Origin of the sequence: Azoarcus olearius (assembly GCF_001682385.1) — a bacterium.
In the GTDB taxonomy this organism is placed as follows: domain Bacteria; phylum Pseudomonadota; class Gammaproteobacteria; order Burkholderiales; family Rhodocyclaceae; genus Azoarcus; species Azoarcus olearius.
This window is the reverse complement of sequence record NZ_CP016210.1, coordinates 3,910,933-3,925,840: the sequence shown is the minus strand read 5'-3', so window position 1 is coordinate 3,925,840 and position 14,908 is coordinate 3,910,933. Positions and strand designations below refer to the sequence as shown.

General features: G+C 69.9%; 15 protein-coding genes. 10 read left to right on the top strand and 5 right to left on the bottom strand.

Annotation, left to right across the window (positions count from 1 at the left end; translation table 11 throughout):
* Positions 1-40 precede the first annotated feature (40 nt).
* Together dqs_RS17950 and dqs_RS17945 are read right to left on the bottom strand one after the other, a co-directional pair.
* The gene (locus tag dqs_RS17950) at positions 41-1,177 is read right to left on the bottom strand and encodes an EAL and HDOD domain-containing protein (protein ID WP_011767219.1); all 1,137 of its coding nucleotides are present in this window, start codon (positions 1,175-1,177) and stop codon (positions 41-43) included.
* Between the two features lie 19 nt (positions 1,178-1,196).
* On the bottom strand, positions 1,197-2,216 hold the full coding sequence (locus dqs_RS17945) for a CDP-6-deoxy-delta-3,4-glucoseen reductase (RefSeq protein ID WP_065341311.1): 1,020 nt from the start codon (positions 2,214-2,216) through the stop codon (positions 1,197-1,199).
* 21 nt (positions 2,217-2,237) lie between these two features.
* On the opposite strand from dqs_RS17945, the gene dqs_RS17940 reads away from it, so the two are divergent.
* Genes dqs_RS17940 through mobB form a run of 5 tightly spaced genes read left to right on the top strand, consistent with a single transcriptional unit; the run spans position 2,238 to position 7,680 of the window.
* Positions 2,238-3,116 (top strand): NAD-dependent epimerase/dehydratase family protein, encoded by an 879-nt coding sequence (locus dqs_RS17940; protein WP_065341310.1) that lies wholly within the window; start codon positions 2,238-2,240, stop codon positions 3,114-3,116.
* A 17-nt stretch (positions 3,117-3,133) separates the two neighbouring features.
* Entirely contained in the window at positions 3,134-3,544 is a 411-nt protein-coding gene (locus tag dqs_RS17935; RefSeq protein WP_011767216.1) for a CopD family protein, read from the top strand.
* A 43-nt stretch (positions 3,545-3,587) separates the two neighbouring features.
* Positions 3,588-5,000, top strand: coding sequence for a sigma-54-dependent transcriptional regulator (locus dqs_RS17930; RefSeq protein WP_065341309.1), 1,413 nt, complete (start codon positions 3,588-3,590; stop codon positions 4,998-5,000).
* An 8-nt stretch (positions 5,001-5,008) separates the two neighbouring features.
* Complete coding sequence (locus dqs_RS17925) at positions 5,009-7,144, top strand: sensor histidine kinase (RefSeq protein ID WP_065341308.1); 2,136 nt, start codon at positions 5,009-5,011, stop codon at positions 7,142-7,144.
* 32 nt (positions 7,145-7,176) lie between these two features.
* The gene (gene mobB / locus dqs_RS17920; RefSeq protein ID WP_065341307.1) at positions 7,177-7,680 is read left to right on the top strand and encodes a molybdopterin-guanine dinucleotide biosynthesis protein B; all 504 of its coding nucleotides are present in this window, start codon (positions 7,177-7,179) and stop codon (positions 7,678-7,680) included.
* 12 nt (positions 7,681-7,692) lie between these two features.
* Here the strand turns inward: mobB and dqs_RS17915 are convergent, their stop codons facing one another.
* Genes dqs_RS17915 through dqs_RS17905 form a run of 3 tightly spaced genes read right to left on the bottom strand, consistent with a single transcriptional unit; the run spans position 7,693 to position 10,068 of the window.
* Positions 7,693-8,613: a helix-turn-helix transcriptional regulator gene (locus dqs_RS17915; RefSeq protein WP_065341306.1), complete on the bottom strand. Its 921-nt coding sequence runs from the start codon at positions 8,611-8,613 to the stop codon at positions 7,693-7,695.
* Positions 8,603-9,244 (bottom strand): molybdenum cofactor guanylyltransferase MobA, encoded by a 642-nt coding sequence (gene mobA, locus dqs_RS17910; protein WP_065341305.1) that lies wholly within the window; start codon positions 9,242-9,244, stop codon positions 8,603-8,605. The genes dqs_RS17915 and mobA overlap by 11 nt, the downstream gene beginning before the upstream one ends.
* Complete coding sequence (locus tag dqs_RS17905) at positions 9,241-10,068, bottom strand: formate dehydrogenase accessory sulfurtransferase FdhD (protein WP_041643982.1); 828 nt, start codon at positions 10,066-10,068, stop codon at positions 9,241-9,243. The genes mobA and dqs_RS17905 overlap by 4 nt, the downstream gene beginning before the upstream one ends.
* A 157-nt stretch (positions 10,069-10,225) precedes the next feature.
* Here dqs_RS17905 and dqs_RS17900 point away from each other — a divergent pair, with 157 nt between their 5' ends.
* From dqs_RS17900 to dqs_RS17880, 5 genes are all read left to right on the top strand, one after another.
* Positions 10,226-10,711 carry a DUF3305 domain-containing protein gene (locus tag dqs_RS17900; RefSeq protein WP_065341304.1) on the top strand — a complete coding sequence of 162 codons (486 nt, stop codon included), beginning with the start codon at positions 10,226-10,228 and terminating at the stop codon, positions 10,709-10,711.
* Positions 10,708-11,289 (top strand): DUF3306 domain-containing protein, encoded by a 582-nt coding sequence (locus dqs_RS17895; RefSeq protein ID WP_065341303.1) that lies wholly within the window; start codon positions 10,708-10,710, stop codon positions 11,287-11,289. The genes dqs_RS17900 and dqs_RS17895 overlap by 4 nt, the downstream gene beginning before the upstream one ends.
* Before the next feature lie 590 nt (positions 11,290-11,879).
* Positions 11,880-13,985 carry a 4Fe-4S binding protein gene (locus dqs_RS17890; protein WP_065341302.1) on the top strand — a complete coding sequence of 702 codons (2,106 nt, stop codon included), beginning with the start codon at positions 11,880-11,882 and terminating at the stop codon, positions 13,983-13,985.
* 13 nt (positions 13,986-13,998) lie between these two features.
* On the top strand, positions 13,999-14,622 hold the full coding sequence (locus tag dqs_RS17885; protein WP_011767206.1) for a TorD/DmsD family molecular chaperone: 624 nt from the start codon (positions 13,999-14,001) through the stop codon (positions 14,620-14,622).
* Between the two features lie 67 nt (positions 14,623-14,689).
* The gene (locus tag dqs_RS17880) at positions 14,690-14,896 is read left to right on the top strand and encodes a hypothetical protein (RefSeq protein WP_041642822.1); all 207 of its coding nucleotides are present in this window, start codon (positions 14,690-14,692) and stop codon (positions 14,894-14,896) included.
* The last annotated feature ends 12 nt before the right edge of the window (positions 14,897-14,908 follow it).

Here is a 14,908-nt window from a genome sequence, read left to right as displayed (position 1 = left end):
GAAGTCGCGTGCGGTCTCCGCGTGGCGGAAACCGCCGCGCTCAGGCCTGCAGGCTGTCGGCGAAGCCGAGCGCGACGAGCTGGGCGCGGTTGATCTGCTCGTGCGGCAGGTGCAGTTCGTCCGCCGCCTTGGCAAGCGCGGTGCTGTCGAAGTTCTCGCACTGGCGCGCGAGGCGCAGGAAGGGGGCGAACTCGCCCTGGTCGTGCAGCAGCGCGTCGGAGACCGCGGGCGGCAGGTGCATCTCGTCGAGCAGGCTCTGCATCGAGGTGCCGAGCAGCACGTTCAGCAGCGAGAAAGCGCCGGTGATGAAGAGGTTGTCGCGCTCGCTCTTGTCGAAGAACGAAGCGCCCACTTCCTCCATGAAGCGGCCGCGCGCGATCGCGGTCTGCATCATCGCGGGGGCGCCCGGGTCGCGGCTGGCGGTGACGAGCAGCAGCGACAGCCATTTGTTGAGCGCCTGGTAGCCGAGGATGCTGACCGCGTGGCGGAAGGACTGGATTTCGCACATCAGGCCGAAACCGGCGGAGTTGATGTAGCGCAGCAGCTTGTAGGACAGCGCCACGTCCTGCTTCAGCACCGCTTCGATGTCGCGGATTTCGCCGTTGTTGCGCACCAGGTTGAGCAGGCGGACGAGCTGGGCGTGACCCGGCTGCAGTTCTTTCGCGGGCGGGTTGCCGTGCAGGAAGAACCAGCCGGAGGCGCCGTCGTAGCCCGCGCCCACCGCGCTGCGGAAGGCGTTGACGTCGGCCAGTCCCCAGGCCAGCGTCAGCCCCGGGGAGCCGGACGGCGATGGATGCTTGCGCGCATCCATCAGCACGAAGCGCCAGTCGATGCCGGCCGGCAGCGCGGTGCCGGGCACGAACCAGGGCAGGCACACGCTGATGCCGGCTTCCTGCAGCTTGGGCAGCAGCGCCTGGGTCTGCGGGTGGGCCAGCGCCTGCGCGGGGATTTCGATCATCGCGTTCTGCGGCACCTCCCACTCCAGCAGTTCGGGCGTCGGCACCAGGCGGCCGAGGCTGACGAACACGGGATGGTGAGCCGGCCACACGTCGGTAAGCCCGTCCAGCGTCTCCACCACCGCCGCGATGTTGGGGCCGTGGGCCACGATGCGGTTGGCCGTGATGGCCCGGCTCTTGTTGACGACCGGTTCGCGGGTGAGGAGGGCGGTCTGGCTCATGCGTGGCTCGTTTTCTTGTTCAGGTCGGAGTGGCGAAGGTGAACGCGTCGGCGAAGAAGTGCTCGCCCGCCAGGCCGCGCTCTGCAGTGAGGCTGGTGCGCGCGGCCTCGATCATGGCCGGCGCGCCGCAAGCGTACACCGCATGGCCGGAGAGGTCGGCAAAGTCTTCGAGCACCGCGGCGTGGACGAGACCACTGCGACCGCTCCACGCGTCTTCCGCGGTGGCCTCGGACAGCACCGGAATATAGCGGAAGCCCGGCAGCTGCTGTGTCCAGCCGCGCGCGAGTTCGTCCATGTAGAGGCCGGCCCGGTTGCGCGCGCCCCAGTAGAGCGTGATCGGGCGCTGGATGCCGGCTGCAATGCAGTGCTCGATGATGCCCTTCAACGGGGCGAAGCCGGTGCCGCCGCCGACCATGACGATCGGACGGGCGTCGTCCTCGCGCAGCCAGAAGGTGCCGAGCGGGCCTTCGAAGCGCAGGATGTCGCGCACCTTCATGGTCTCGAACACCTGGCCGGTGAAGCGTCCGCCGTCGATGCGGCGCACATGCAGTTCGACGTGGTCCGCGCCCTCGGGCGCGTTGGCGATCGAGAAGCTGCGGCGCTGGCCGTCCGCCAGCAGGATGTCGATGTACTGGCCGGCGCGGAACTGGAAGGGTTCGCTCGCCGGCAGCTTGAGTTCGATCACCATCACGTCGGGCGCGGCGAGTTCCAGCTTCTGCACGCGCGCCGGCAGCTTCTTGACCGGGATGTCACCGGCGCGGCTGACGTTGCGCGCCTCCAGCACCAGGTCGCTGCAGGCGTGGGCGCGGCAGAACAGCGTGAGTCCGGCAGCGGCATCGGCGGCGCTCAGCGCGCCGGGCGAGTGGCTGCCCAGGCGCACCTCGCCGCTCACCACCTTGCCCTTGCAGGCGCCACAGGCGCCATCGCGGCAGCCGTAGGGCAGCAACAGGCCGGCGGCGAGCGCGGCTTCGAGCACGGTCTGGTCTTCTCCGGCGGTAAAGGTCTGGCCACCGGGCTGGAGCGAAATCTGATGCGGCATGGTGCGTGAGATAATGCAGTAATGAAAAGAATACTTGTTGTCGGCAGCGGCGACGTCGCCCGCCGCGCGATTCCGTGGCTGGCGCGCCGCATGCGGGTGTTCGCACTCGCGCGCCGGCCCGAAGCCGCGGCCGAGCTGCGCGCGCTTGGCGCGGTGCCGCTGCGCGGCGACCTCGACGATCGCGCGAGCCTCGACCGCCTCGCCGGCGTGGCCGATGCCGTGCTGCACTTTGCGCCGCCGCCGGCCGAAGGCGATGGAGACCCCCGCACGGCCCGCCTGTTGGCGGCGCTGGCGAAGCGCCGGAGTCTACCACAGCACCTGATATACATAAGTACGACAGGGGTTTACGGCGATTGTGCCGGGGCCGAAGTGGACGAAACCGCGCCTTGCCGGGCCACGACCGCGCGCGCCCTGCGGCGCGTGGATGCGGAGCGCAGGCTGCGCGCTTTCGGTCGTCGCACCGGCGCGGTCGTCGGCGTGCTGCGCGCGCCCGGCATCTACGCCGCCGACCGCCTGCCGCTGGAGCGCCTGCGCCGTGGCGATCCGGTGCTCGCCGCAGCGGACGACGTGTGGACCAACCATATCCACGCCGACGACCTCGCCCGGCTGGCGCTTGCCGCGCTGTTTCGCGGGCGGCCGGGACGGGTCTACAACGCGGTCGATGACGGCCGGCTGAAGATGGCCGACTACTTCGACGCGGTGGCCGATGCCTGCGGCCTGCCGCGTCCGCCGCGCTGCCGCCGGGCCGAGATCGCGTCGCGGCTGTCGCCCTTGACGCTGTCCTTCATGTCCGAATCGCGCCGGCTGGCCAACCGCCGCATCCACACCGAACTGCGCGTGCGTCTGCGCTATCCCACCGTTGCCGATGCGCTGCGTGCGCTGCCGGCGCCCACCGCCTGATCCCCGGAGCATTGCCGATGCTGGTCCTGAAGTCGCTGCACATCGCGTTTGTCGTGAGCTGGTTTGCCGGGCTGTTCTACCTGCCGCGCCTGTTCGTCAATCACGCCATGGTGGAGGACGCCGCCACGCGCGAGCGTCTGGCGCTGATGGAGACCAAGCTCTACCGCTTCATGACCCCGCTCGGCATCCTCGCGGTCGGGCTCGGCCTGTGGCTGGCGCTGGGCTACGGCTTTGCCGGCGGCTGGCTGCACGCCAAGATCGCGCTGACGCTCGGGCTCGTCGCTTATCACCTGTACTGCGGCAAGCTGATGCGTGACTTCGCCGCCGGCCGCAATACGCGCAGCCATGTGTGGTTCCGCGTGTTCAACGAGGTGCCGGTGCTGGTCCTGTTCGCGGTAGTGTTCCTGGTGGTGATGAAACCGTTCTGAGGCTGCGATCGGCAGCACGAGGGCGGGGCGGCAAGGAGACAGCATGCAGCACGAGACTGCAGCGGCGGCAGCCGGCGGCGACAGCGCAGAATTCAACTGGCAGGCCCATTCCATCCTCATCGTCGATGACGAGGAAGGCATGCGCAACTTCCTCGAACGCACGCTGAAACGGCGTTGCGGGCTGGTCGAGGCCGCCGCCGGCGTCGAGCAGGCGGAGGCGCTGATGGCCCGGCTGCACTTCGACCTGCTGGTGCTGGACATCGCGCTGCCGGGCAAATCGGGCGTGCAATGGCTGCACGAACTGCGCGCTCACGGCTTCGCCGGCGACGTGATCCTGATCACCGCTTTTGCCGACATGGACACCGCGATCGGCGCGCTGCGCGCGGGGGCCTCGGACTTCATCCTGAAGCCCTTCCGCGTCGATCAGATCCTCAACTCGATCAAGCGCTGCTTCGAACGCGCCGGGCTGGCGCGCGAGAATTTCGTGCTGCGCCGCGAACTCGCCGAACGCTCCACCGATCTCCTCGGCCTCATCGGCCACTCGCCCGCGATCCAGCAGTTGCGGGGCCTGATCCGGCGCGTCGGGCAGATGCCGAGCACGGTGCTGCTGCTGGGCGAATCCGGCACCGGCAAGGAGGTAGCGGCGCGCGCGCTGCACCAGATGAGCCCGCGCGCGCACCGGCCCTTCGTGCCGCTCAACTGCGCCGCGATCGCGTCCGAGCTGATCGAGTCCGAGCTGTTCGGCCACGTCAAGGGCGCTTTTACCGGGGCCACCGAAACGCGCAACGGGCTGTTCTACTACGCCCATGGCGGCACGCTCTTCCTCGACGAGATCAGCGAACTTCCGCTGGCCATGCAGACCCGCCTGCTGCGGGTGCTGGAAGAGCGCAAGCTGCGGCCGGTGGGCACCGAACGCGAGGTGCCGGTCGATGTGCGCATCATCGCTGCGTCCAATCGCGACCTCGCCGCCGAAGTCGCCGCCGGTGGCTTCCGCCAGGACCTCTATTTCCGCCTCGCGGTGGTGGAAATGCGGGTGCCGGCGCTGCGCGAGCGGGTGGAGGACATCCCGGACCTGGTGAGCCACTTCATGACGCTGCTGTCGATGCAACTCGGGGTGGCGCCGCTCCCGCTGTCGCACGAGCTGGTGACCCGGCTGGCGGCCTATCCGTGGCCGGGCAACGTGCGCGAACTGCGCAACCTGGTCGAGCGTTCGCTGATCCTCGGCGCCTTTCCCGCTGCCACCGGCGCCCCCGCGCGGCGCGAACCGTCGCCTGCGGCACCGGGCGAACTCGAGCTGACGCTGGAAGAGGTGGAGAAGCGCCACATCTTGCGCGTGGTCGAAGCCTGCGCCGGCAACAAGGCAGAGGCCGCGCGCCGGCTGGCGGTGTCGCGCAAGACCCTGGACCGCAAGTTCGCCGAATGGGGTGAGGCCGCAACCCCCGGCAGCGGCGACTGACCCGCCCGATGCGTCTGCCCCGCTTGCTGCGCCCGCTGCTCGACTACTTCCCCGGCTCGGTCCGCGCCAAGCTGCTGTTCCTGGTGCTCGCCCCGTTGATGCTCGGTTTCCCGATCATCATGGGGCTGACCTGGTACTGGAGCCACACCTACTACCACAAGCTGCTGGTCTTCAAGGTCGGCAGCGACCTGGTCAGCGCGCACGAGTACTTCGACCGCGTGGTCGCCGACGTCGGCAACCGGGTCGAGGGCTTCGCCGATTCGCGCCGGCTCGCCGCGGCGCTTGCGCACGAAGCGCCGTCTGCCGACCGCTCCGCCCCCGGCGCGGCGCACCAGGGCGTGCCGGGCGAATTGCAGGTGCTGCTGGAGCAGGTGCGCGGCGAGCGCGGGCTCGACTATCTCAACGTGCTGGATGTGAACGGCCGCGTGCTGCGTTCGTCCGGCACCCTGCCAGCCGGTGCCGAGCGCGCCCACTGGCCGCTGGTGATGCGCGCGATCCGCGAGGGCGCCGCGAGCGGCGTGGAGGTGTTCGAAGCCGCCGAGCTGGGCGCGATCGCTCCCGCCCTGCGCGAACGCGCCCGGCTGGCCTTGCGCGACACGCCGCGTGCGCGCGCCGACGACCGTGAGGAGGAAACGCGCGGCATGGTGATCCAGGCTGCGGCGCCGGTAGTGGATGCGCGCGGCAACCTGGTCGCGGTGGTCGAGGGCGGGCTGTTGCTCAACGGCAATCTCGCGATCGTCGATACGATCAACGCCATCGTCTATCGGGACGGTTCGCTGCCGCTCGGCAGCAAGGGCACCGCCACGCTGTTTCTCGGCGACGCCCGCATCGCCACCAACGTGCGCCTGTTCGCCGGCGAACGCGCGCTCGGCACGCGCGCTTCGGCCGAGGTGCGCGAGCACGTGCTGGAGCAGGGCCACACCTGGCTGGAGACCGCCTTCGTGGTAAACGACTGGTACGTGTCCGGTTACGAGCCGGTGCTCGACAGCGCCGGCGAGCGCGTCGGCATGCTCTACGTCGGCTTTCTCGAGGCGCCATTCCGGGTGGCCAAGACCGTGGCGCTGCTGGTGATCTTCTGCCTGTTCCTGCTGATCAGCCTCGCCGGCGCGGTGTGGTCGCTGCAGTGGGCGCGCAGCATCTTCCGCCCGATCGAGCGCATGCACGGCACCATCGGCCGCATCGAGGCCGGCGAGGGCGCGGCGCGGGTGGGCGAGGTGGGCAGCCGCGACGAACTCGGCCTGCTCGCGCGCGAGTTCGACCGCCTGCTCGATACCCTGGCGGGCAAGCGCGAGCAATTGCAGCAACTGGCCGAGTCGCTGGACCGCAAGGTGGTCGAACGCACGCGCGACCTCGAGGCCGCCAACGCGGAACTGCGCACCGCGCAGCGCCAGCTGGTGATGACCGAGAAGCTTGCCGCGATCGGCGAACTGACCGCGGGCGTCGCGCACGAGATCAGCAACCCCACCGCGGTCATCCAGGGCAACCTCGAATTGCTGCGCGAGGAACTCGGCGAACACGCGACGCCGGTGCTGAACGAGATCCGCCTGATTGACGAACAGGTCAACCGCATCCGCAAGATCGTCACCAAGCTGCTGCAGTTCGCCCGCCCCGGCGAGTTCGCCGGCTATGCCGCCGCGGTGGATGTGAATACGGTGCTGGCGGATTGCCTGGTGCTGACGCGCCAGCATCTGTCGCGCCAGGGCGTGACCGTGCGGCACGAGCCGGGCACGCTGCGGCTGGTCGAGATCAACGAGCAGGAGTTGCAGCAGGTCTTGATCAACCTGATCGTCAACGCGGTGCAGGCGATGCCGGCCGGCGGCACGCTGACGTTGACCACCGCGGACTGGGACGAGCGCGGGCCGGGCGGAATCGTGGCGCGCGGGGTATGCGTCACGGTGCGCGACACCGGGCAGGGTATCCGCGACGAGGATCTCGCGCGTATATTCGACCCCTTTTTCACCACCAAGAAGACGCAGGGCACCGGACTCGGACTGTCGATCAGCTACTCGCTCGTCGAGCGCTATGGCGGCCGCATCACGGTGGAAAGCGTGCCCGGCGCAGGCGCGGCCTTCACCGTCTGGCTGCTGACCGAGCCCGAATATCACGTCGAGCCGGTAGAGCCGGCGCGCAACGGCGGCGCCTGACGCAGCCCACCCCGCACCCACTGCAACGGAACATGAACGTCATCGGATTCGCCGGCTGGTCCGGCAGCGGCAAGACCACTATCGTCGAACAGGTGGTGGCGCTCCTCAGCGCACGCGGACGCGTCGTCTCGCTGATCAAGCACGCCCATCATCGTTTCGACATCGACCACGAGGGCAAGGACTCGTGGCGCCATCGCCACGCCGGCTGCCGCGAGGTGCTGATCAGCTCCGGCGTGCGCTGGTCGCTGATGCACGAACTGCGCGGCGAGGACGAAATGCCGCTGACGGCGCTGCTCGACAAGCTGTCGCCCTGCGACCTGGTGCTGGTCGAAGGCTTCAAGCGCGCCCGTATTCCGAAGATCGAGGTGCGCCGTACGGAGGTGACCGAGCCGGCGTTCTACCCCGACGACGCCGACATCGTCGCGGTCGCGACCGACGTCGCGCTGCCCACCCCGCTGCCGCAACTCGACATCAACGACCCCGCGGCGGTGGCGGACTTCATCGAAGCCTTCTTCGCCCTTCCGGCCGCGCGCTGAAAGCCGCGGCCCTCAGCCCGCCGCGACCAGCCGTCCCAGCGGCGCCAGGTCGTAGCCGCCCAGCCGTCCCGCCAGTGCCTGCATCTCGGCCCCGCCGTAGCGGGTGAGCAGGCGCTGGAACAGGTCGCGGAACAGGATTTCGCGTGGCAGCGCGAGATCGAACGCCTCCCATCCCAGCGCGACGAAGCCGAGGCCGAACTCCGCGGCCGCCGCGCGCGTACCGGGGGCGCAGTCCGCCTCTTCGCGCGCCACGATGCCGGCGGCTTCCCGCTCGGAGCGCGCCTCGGCCACCACGGTGCAGTCCTCGGGCCGGAAGCCGCGGCTGGCGAGGGCGGATTCGAGAAAGTGGCGCGAGCCCGCGCCGTGCTGGCGCATCGCCCAGCGGTAGTCGAATGCCGCCAGCGTTTCGATGCCGTCCACCTCCAGCCCGCGGCGCAGGATCACGCCCTGTTCGCGGTGCGCCAGGCGCAGCAGCGTCCATTGCGGGTGCTGGGCGAAGCGGCGCAGCAGCAGCGCGTGCTGCGTCGCGCTGGTTTCCACGCTGCCCCAGTGCAGCGCGCAGACGTTGGTGCGGCGGCGCGCCAGCAGTTCCAGCCCGGCCAGAGTCCCGGTCGGGCTGTAGGCCACGCAGGCTTCGCTGCCGAGGTCGGCGGCCAGTGCGCCGACGGCCGCGCTCAGCAAGGGGTCGTCGCTGCCGCTGATCAGCAGCCGGTCGGTGAGCACGCCGCCGTGGGCCTGCTCATGCAGCCATTCGAGCAGCAGCGCGCGCGGAAACAGCCACTTGCCACCGATCCGCACCGCGGGAATGTCGCGCTTGTTGGCGAGTTCGTAGAGCTTTTTCTCGTTGAGCTGCAGCCATGCCGCCGCCTCGCGCGCGTTGAGGCAGGGGCCCTCGGCCTCCGCCCCGGGCGCGACTTCCCGCTCAGCGGCCACGCTCGGTCCGGGCCCGGGGCAGTTCCGCGGTGGCCGCGGCCAGCTCGTCGCGGGTGTTGATGTTGCGGAAGGCCGCCTCTTCATCGTCGAAGGCGACTTCCACCACCGCCAGCGTGCCGTACCAGCGGTCGATCTTGCGTCCGCCGCCCTGCAGGAAGGCGAGCAGGTGATCGGCAAGATCGCGCCGGCACAGGCAGAACACCGGGTGCGCCTGGTCGAAGGTCTTGGCCACCGCGAGCTGCGCATCCGCGGCCAGCAGTGCGGCATGCAGGCGGCCGACCAGATCGGCCGGCAGGAAGGGCGAATCGCAGGGCGCCGTCGCCACCAGCGGATGGCTGGCGCGGGCGAGCGCCGCGTGCAGGCCGGCAAGCGGGCCGGCATAGCCGGGAATGTCGTCGCCGAACACCGGGTAGCCGAAGGCCGCCCACGCCTCCGGGTTCTGGTTGGCGTTGATGATGATTTCGTCCACCTGGGGCGCGAGCCGCGCGAGCACGTGGGCGGCCATCGGCTGGCCGGCGAGTTCGACCAGACCCTTGTCGACCCCGCCCATGCGGCTGCCCTGGCCGCCGGCCAGCAGCACCCCGGTGATGCCGGTCTGGCCGGCGGCCGTATTCGCGTTGTGCGTGCTCATCGCGTGAAGTGCTCCTCGCCGGAAAACAGCAGGTAGTGCTTGCCCTGGGCGCGGCCGATCATGGTGATGCCGATGCGGCGCGCGATGTCCCAGCCCATCTGCGTGAGCCCGGAGCGCGACACCAGGAAAGGGATGCCCATCTGCGCGGTCTTGATCACCATCTCGGAGGTCAGCCGCCCGGTGGTGTAGAAGATCTTGTCGCCGCCTTCGAGGCCGTCCAGCCACATCCGCCCGGCGATCGCGTCCACCGCGTTGTGGCGGCCGACATCCTCGACGAACATCAGGATCTCGCAGCCGTCCGGCCGTGCCTGCGCCAGCGCGCAGCCATGCACCGCGCCGGCCTGCTTGTAGATGGATTCGTGGTGGCGCACCGCGTCCATCAGGGCGTACAGCGTCGCCTGTGACAGCGTGCGCGTCGCCGGCAGGCGGATGCTGTCGATCTCGTCCATCAGCCCGCCGAACACCGTGCCCTGCCCGCAGCCGGTGGTCACGGTGCGGCTGCCCAGGCGTTCGTCGGCGTCCTGCAGGCCGTGACGGGTGGTCACCGCCACCGCGTTCACCTCCCAGTCCACCTGCACCGCCACGATGTCCTCCAGCGTGCGCACCAGGCGCTGGTTGCGCAACCAGCCCAGGGTCAGCGCCTCGGGCGCGGCGCCCAGCGTCATCAGCGTGACGATCTCGCGCTTGTCGACGTAGATCGTCAGCGGATGCTCGCCGGCGATCGCGGTGGGCACGCTTTCGCCGTGCTCGTTCACCGCCGGGATGGTGACCGTGAGCGGACGGCTGGCCTGGCTCAGGACGGGACGGTAGGAGGGTGGGGCCATGGTCTGCGGCAGTAGGAGAATGCGGCGGATTGTAGCGGCTTCGGCGCCCCCGGCCATGCGCGCCACCCGCAACGGCCGGGCGGGTTTGCCGACGTGTCGGCGCGGCCAGGGCTGACGTATGCTGTAAACGCAACCCGCCGCCGTCAGGATTTCTCCCATGCAACAGTTCCCCCTCGCCGTGATCATGGAGCGCCGCCGCCTGCAGAACCGCTGGGTGGACGAGGCCTGGGAAGCGGTCGGCGCGGTCCCTGCGTTCGACGGTGCCGGCGCTGCGGCGGCACCGCGCCAGATCCTCGCCGAGACCGACCGCGATCAGTGGCTGGTTGGCGGCTTCGCGCTCGAACTGTTCCGCGACGAGGCCGACAACTATTTCCTCAACATGAGTTCGCCGGTGCCCAAGGTGTTCGTGATGTGGCGCAAGGAAGGCGAGGTCGCGCTGCCGGTGGCGGTGTCGGCCAGCTACGGCGAAGCGGCGCGTTGGCTCGATTCCGGCGAGCAGGTGGATGGCGTACCGATGTCGCGCGAGATCGCCGACTGGGTGGGAGATTTCGTCAATACCCACTACAAGCCCGCGCCGCGCAAGAAGGTGCGGCGCAACGACCCGCTGGCGCAGAACCGTGCCGGCGAGGGAGGGCGGCAATGAGTGGCGGGCGTTTCCTCGCGCGCTGGTCGCGGCTGAAGCGCGGCGAGGGCAGCGTGCCCCCGGCCGCGCCTGCGACGGTGCCCGAGCCCGTACCCGCGGCGACGCCGTCCGCACCCCCCGGGGCAGCCGCTGCCGACGCCGCGCTGCCGCCCACGCTGGCGCCCGGCGAGGCGCTGCCTCCGCCCGAGGCGCTGACGCTCGAATCCGACTTCACCGCCTATCTCAAGGACGAGGTCGGCGAAGCCCTGCGGCGCCAGGCGTTGAAGAAGCTGTTCAGCGATCCGCACTTCAACGTCATGGACGGGCTCGATATCTACATCGACGACTACTCGGTGTCCGCGCCGATTCCGCCGGACGTGCTGGCGCGGCTGCGGCACGCGCAGGAGTTGCTGATGGAGCATGGCGGGGTGGAGGCCGAGGAGGCGTCTGCTGTCGACGTCGGCGCGGCCGCGCCGGTCAGTGTCGAGGCGGCGGATGAGGGAGCGGGAGCGGTTGAGGGCGATGCAGAAGCAGAAGCCGACCCGGACGCGCCGGAGACGCTTGCCGCCCGCGGTCCGGGTTCTCAACGGCCAGGCTGAGTCGGCCTAGAGCCGTAGTGACTCTTGAGGTAGCACGCTCGCTTCGGGGCCCGGCCGGTTGTAGTCCCTCCCCCTTCAAGGGGGAGGTTAGGAGGGGGATGGGGTTGAAGTGCGCGCTGCACCTGACGCCATCCCCACCCCAGCCCGGTAGCCTCCGCTTCGCGTCGTCGCTCAGCTGACGGCAAGCAGTGCTTGCCGAAGCCCCCAGCTTCACCCCCTTGAAGGGGAGGGGGCAAAACGGGCCGGCCTCATAGCGGGTGTCAGGCGGCACCGTCGTTCGGCCGGCGGCGAGCAGTCGCCGCCCAATCCCGTCCTCACCTCTTTGGAGGGAGTGGGTAGACCGCACCCCGCTTCATACCCGTCCGTAGGAAGCGCTTCAGCTGCCGGCTTTCGCCGTCAAACCCCGCCGGTTTTGCGGCAACGCAACATTTTGCGCAGATGAGACATATTGGCGAGTGATAGACATTTTGTCCTCGTTGCCGTCTTGGTTGCGTTTTAGCGCGCCATTTCGGTTTTTATGGGGTCTGATCGTTCCGTAGTTCCTGGCCTGCCTCGTGCTAAGTCTTCTGGGTTACCCAGGACACGGTTAGATGCGCGACTCCGGCAAACAGATCAGGCTCTGCGACTGCAACCACAGCTATTCCCTCGACGAGGCGGCCAGGGCCGCGGCCGGCGGTGACGCCGCGCTGCCGGTGCATCATGCGCTGTGCGGCCGGGAACTGCCTGTGCTGGAAGCCGACCTCGCCGCCGGCTGTGAAGTCGCGGTGTCCTGTACCCAGGAGACCGCGCTGTTCGGCGAACTCGCCGCCGAGGCGGGTGCCACCCGTCCGCTGCGTTTCTTCAACCTGCGCGAAACCGCCGGCTGGTCGGCCGAGTCGGCGCAGGCCGCGCCCAAGCTCGCCGCCCTGATCGCAGCCGCTACCGCGCTGCCGGAGATCGAGCCGGTGCCGGGTGTGCAGATCAAGGCCGGCCGCGGCCTGCTGATCGTCGGCGAAGCCGGCGTCGCCCTTGGCTGGGCAGAACGGCTGGCGGCCAGCTTCGAGGTGTCGGTGCTGATCACCGAACGCGCCGGCGAGGTCGAGCTGCCGGCGCAGAACGCCTACCCGGTGTGGAGCGGACGACCGCATTTGCTCACCGGCCATCTCGGCGCCTTCGAACTCGCCTGGGAGCAGCACAACCCGATCGACCTCGATCTGTGCGTGCGCTGCCATGCCTGCGTCAAGGCCTGTCCGGAAGGCGCGATCGGTTACGACCTGCAGGTCGATCTCGGCCGCTGCGCCGGCCATCGCGCCTGTGTTGCCGCCTGTGGCGAGATCGGTGCGATCGACTTTGCCCGCCGCGACACCGCGCGCCGCGAGCGCTTCGACCTGGTGCTGGACCTTTGCGCCGAGCCGCTGCTGAAGCGCGTCGAATACCCCGACGGCTACGCTGCGCCCGGCCGCGACCCCTTCGATCAGGCGCTGGCGGTGCAGGCGCTCGGCGAATTCGTCGGCGAGTTCGAGAAGCCGCGCTACGTCGCCTTCGAAGCCGGCCTCTGTGCCCACAGCCGCGCGAAGAAGCCAGGCTGCAACAACTGCATCGAGGTCTGTTCCACCGAGGCGATCCGCGCCGACGGCAACGTCATCGCGGTCGATCCCTACCTGTGCAAGGGCTGTGGCACCTGTAGCACGGTGTGCCCGTCGGGCGCGCTCGCCTTCCAGTATCCGCGCGTCGCCGACCTCGGCCTGCAGGTCAAGACCCTGCTTGCCGAATACGCCGCCGCCGGCGGCCGCGATGCCTGCGTGCTGTTCCACTCGGCCGAGGCCGGCGGCAAGCTGATCGAACGCCTTGCCCGCCGTGGCCGCGGTCTGCCGGCGCGGGTGATTCCGGTCGAGGTGTGGAGCGCCGACGCGATCGGGCTGGACCTGCTGCTCGGCAGCGTCGCGCTCGGCGCCTGTCAGGTGGCGGTGCTTGCCGCCGGCAGCCACGACGCCGCACCGCTGAAGGCCCAGGCCGGCCACGGCGCGGCCATCCTCGCCGGCCTCGGCTACAGCGGCGAACACCTGCGCATCATCGAGGCGATGGACGCCGACGACTGGCGCCAGCTCGAAACCGCGCTGTGGGACTGGGTACCGGCTGCCGGGGTGGCGCGCGCGGCGAGCTTCCGCCTGCTGCCGAAGAAGCGCGAAACCCTGGATCTCGCGCTGCGCCACCTGATCGCCGAGGCGCCCGCCGCCCGCGCCGAGGGCGGCCTGCCGGCGCAGATCGAACTCAAGGCCGGCGCGCCTTTCGGCCAGGTGCTCGCCACCGAAGCCTGTACCTTGTGCATGGCCTGTACCGGCGCCTGTCCGGCCGGCGCGTTGCGCGCGGCGGGCGACAGCTACCGGCTCGACTTCATCGAGAAGAACTGCCTGCAGTGCGGGTTGTGCGTCAGCTCCTGTCCGGAAACCGCGCTCAGCCTGCAGCCGCGCCTGCTGCTCGACGACGCCGCGCGGCGCGCCCGGCCGCTGCGCGAGGCGGACATCTTCCACTGCACCAGCTGCGGCAAGCCGATGGGTGCCGCGCCGATGATCCAGGCCATGATCGCCCGCCTCGCCGGCCATTCGATGTTCGCTTCCGATGCCGAGCGCGCCCGCCTGTCGATGTGCGGCGACTGCCGGGTGGTCGATCTGATGAAACACGAGAACAGCCTCAAGGCCTGGGACATGAAGGAATGAGGACGGCCAGCGCATGAATGCCCCGATGACCCAATTGCAATCCCTGCCGACCTGGAGCGAGGAAGACCGCGCCCGCGCCGACCACTACGCGCTGCTCGCGCGCCTGTTCTACGCGCCGGCCGATGCCGCGCTGCTGGGCGCGATCGTGCAGTCGGCGCGCAGTCTCGGTGCTGGCGACGGCGCGTTTCCGCAGGCCTGGGCCGCGCTCGGCGAGGCGGCCGGCCGGCTGGACGCCGCCGCGGTGGGCGACGAGTTCGCCGCGCTCTTCGTCAGCGTCTCCAAGCCGGTAGTGATCGCCAACGCCTCCTGGTACCTGACCGGCTTCCTGCAGGAAGAACCGCTCGCCGAACTGCGCGACGACCTCGCCGAGCTTGGCCTGGGCCGCCGCGGCGGGGTGGCGGAAACCGAGGACCACATCGCCGCGCTCGCCGAGGTGATGCGCCACCTGGTGCTCACCGGGCCGGACGAGGCGGGGCTGGCGCGCCAGCAGCACTTCTTCCATCGCCACCTGGCGCCCTGGTACGAGCGCTTCGTCGATGCGGTGGCGGCGGCCCCGGGGGCGGATTTCTATGCAAGGGCGGGCAGCTTGCTGCGCGCCTTCTTCGACATCGAGCGCCAGGCGTTCGACATGGTGTAGGCCGCGCCGGCGCGCGGAGCGCGCCGACTGCGGCCGGATGATCTGGAATAGGCGGGAGAACAAGGACATGAGCGAAAACAAGACCAAGCTGTCGCGGCGGCATTTCCTGCTGTCGCTGGGTGCGGGCGGCGCGGCCGGTGCCGCGGCGGTGGCCACGGTGGCCAGCGGCGGCGCGGCGCCGGTTGTCGAGCAGGCGGTGAAGGAAGCCGCCACCGACAAGCAGGCGGGCGCCAGCGAGCACGCGCGCAATTACTACCGCACCGCGCGGATCTGAGAGGAAGGACAC